This is a genomic window from Streptomyces sp. NPDC032161, from assembly GCF_040636995.1.
Classification (GTDB): Bacteria; Actinomycetota; Actinomycetes; order Streptomycetales; family Streptomycetaceae; genus Streptomyces.
Genome location: NZ_JBEZVN010000105.1, coordinates 1 through 2748, shown reverse-complemented (window position 1 = coordinate 2748; position 2748 = coordinate 1). Strand labels below are relative to the sequence as shown.

General features: G+C 65.2%; 2 protein-coding genes and 1 pseudogene. 2 read left to right on the top strand and 1 reads right to left on the bottom strand.

What is annotated here, in order from left to right:
- Positions 1-95: pseudogene (locus AB0E67_RS36365) on the top strand (endonuclease domain-containing protein); the annotation flags it as partial.
- Positions 96-151: 56 nt separating this feature from the next.
- Entirely contained in the window at positions 152-796 is a 645-nt protein-coding gene (locus tag AB0E67_RS36360) for a class I SAM-dependent methyltransferase (RefSeq protein ID WP_362035133.1), read from the top strand.
- 30 nt (positions 797-826) lie between these two features.
- Here the strand turns inward: AB0E67_RS36360 and AB0E67_RS36355 are convergent.
- Positions 827-2748: site-specific integrase (locus AB0E67_RS36355; RefSeq protein WP_362035132.1), on the bottom strand; the 1922-nt coding region annotated here is incomplete at its 5' end.

Sequence of the window (2748 nt, the reverse complement as noted above, 5' to 3'; positions counted from 1 at the left end):
CCCGCAGGGTGGCCGGGTGGGCGTGCGCCGTCTGCCGCACCGCGCCCGCCACCGTGCTCGACCACTGCCACGAACACGGCTACGTCCGCGCCCCCTTCTCCGAACTAAGCCGTCACACCGGTTGTGTAGCCTGCGGTCGGTGGAAATGGGACTGAACGCAGATGACTGGTTGGCGGATACGCGGACGTCTTATGACACCGTCGCTGCAAGCTACGCAGAGCTGACACGTCACCTCTTGGACGAAACGCCCGAGGAACGCGCGGTCTTGGCCATGTTTGCCGACCTGGTGCGTGCCCAAGGCGGCGGGCTGGTTGCGGACGTGGGGTGTGGGACCGGCAGGATCACAGGCCACCTGCGGAACCTTGGCCTGGACGCGATTGGCATCGATCTGTCACCTGGAATGATCGATGTGGCCCGTCGTGATCACCCCGGTGTGCGGTTCGATCTCGGTTCCATGACGGACCTCGCCTTGGCCGACGCCTCCGTGACTGGCCTGGTCGCCTGGTACTCATTGATCCACATTCCTGACGACGAGATCAGCTCGGTTCTTGCGCATTTCCGTCGAGTGCTTCGGCCCGGTGGGCCATTGCTGCTCAGTTTCCATGTCGGCGATGAGTCGCAGTTGAAGACTGAGGGCTATGGCGGGCACCCGATGAAGGTCTATGTCCATCGCCGGCAGCACCACCAGACGATTGAGTGGCTTAATGAAGTTGGCTTCGCCGTCGAGACGCACAAGACTCTCACCTCTGCCGAGAGCAAGCTGGGAGGGATCATCCTCGCGCGTCGTCAACCTTGATCGGCTCCGCCAGTCGCGTGGCGGAGCCGATCAGGTGGTCCGTGCGGCGATCTCGCCGAAGGTGGGCAGGCCCAGGTGGATGACTGAGGGCTTGAGAGCGGCATCGAGCTGGGTCAACTTGTCCTCGGCGCCGGCCAGGCTGATCTCCAGGCCCTCGACCTCGCCGAGCCAGCCCTCCCGCTGAGCTTCGGCGATCCGGTCGAGCAGGTTGTCGCGGATCTCGGTCAGACGGTCTCGCTGGGACGGCTCGGGTCGGAGGAGCGAACATCGGACGCAAGCGTGTTCGTGGATGCACGACGTTCCGAAGGCCCGAGCGCAGGTTCCCAGTGAGAGCTTGCGCTTCTCGAAGTGGGCGAGGAAGGCGTCCCACTCCTCGTTCGTCGGGGTCCGGTATTCCTCGCTGGGACGAAGCGATCGACGGCGGGCGATGAACGCGCGGTGGGCTTCGATGGCGTCCGCCGGGTAGATGGTGTTGTAGCCCATCGTGGTGTTGATGTCGGAGTGGCCTGCGAGGACCTGCGCGATGTGGGGCGGCAGGCCGCTGCGGATTGCGTCAGTGATGAAGATCCTTCGGAAGTCGTGCGGAGCGAAGTCGAGGGGCTGGCCCGCGGAGTCGGTGAGCCCGGTTCGTTCCAGAACCTCGTTGAGACCGTTGCGGATCAGTTGGCGGGACACCGGTGTGCGCTGGCCTCCGTATGTCCACTGGAACAGCAGCGGCATCGGCGGGTTCCAGATCTTCTCCGCGACGTCGTAGTTGGGCAGCATCGGGATCGCGCCTGTTCGAGGGTCGCGGACGCGGGCGGTGATCGTGCTGAGGACGTCGGCCAGTTCTGGGCTGACGAGGAGAAGCCGTTCCTCGTCGGTTTTCGAGGGAGCGACCTGGAGCAGAGGTACTACTTCGCCGCTGGTGGGGAGCTTGTACTGGATCAGGGCGTGATGGCTGGCCTCCAGCATCTCCTCGATCCGGACGCCGGTGTGCTGCAGGAACTCGATCGTGGCCCAGGCCCAGAACGCCCGTTCCTCGAGCAGTCCCAGATGGACGCGTCGGCCGGACTCGTCGTAGGCCCGGAACGGAGTCGACGAGTCCGTCTTCTGGCGCGTGTTGGTTCTGCCCCTGAACGTGAACCGGCCACCGAGTGGGGCAGCCTGCAGGGCGTCCATCCCCTCCCGGGCCTCCGTCCAGTTCGCCCTGGCGGCGCGGACAACGGTGGACAGCGCGGGCAGTCGTTCGCGGGTGCGCTGGTCCATCTTGGCCTTGCGGCGCTTCTCGTGCTTGGACGTACTGGCATCGGCGGCGCTGACCGGGCAGGGAGCAACCCATGGGCCCCAGCGTTCTGGTTCCTCGACGGCCCAGTGGGCCAGGTCGAGGTATAGGGCTCGAACTCCGATCACGAGGCTGCCGTAGTTGGCGCGCTCCGTCACCGCCTCGTGGACTGTGCCATCGGGCAGCCGGCGGCGTGTGACTTTCGTCCTGCTGACCTGCTTCCATGCGCTCACGACTTCGGATGGCAGCCGAAGTGTGTCGATGCCGGGCTGGATGCGCTCAATCTGCAGCCAGAAATTCCTCACAAGCGTCCGTGACGCGTCCTCCAAGGACGTGTAGTCCATGGTGGGCTGGCGTTCCTTGAGGTACTCGACCAGCAGGTCCCGGATCGGCTTGGACTGCGGCCGGTAGCGGTCGACGAGCTGCCCGACCGAGGCCTGGCCGGATGTTCGGTGCAGGTGCCCCAGTTCCTTCAGCCAGGAATAGAACAGGCTTTGACCGCCCGACGTGGCCCGCTGAGCTCGATGCGCCTCCATATGCTCAATGGCGTCTCCGACATTGATGTCGGCCAAGCCGCCACCCTTGGCGATGACGGGCCTTGTCCCCGAGCAGTGGACACCTGCTCGTGTCGTTATGCGGCGAGTGTCAGGGTAGCTGACTGCTGTTCGTGGGCGATCGGCGCCTGCTG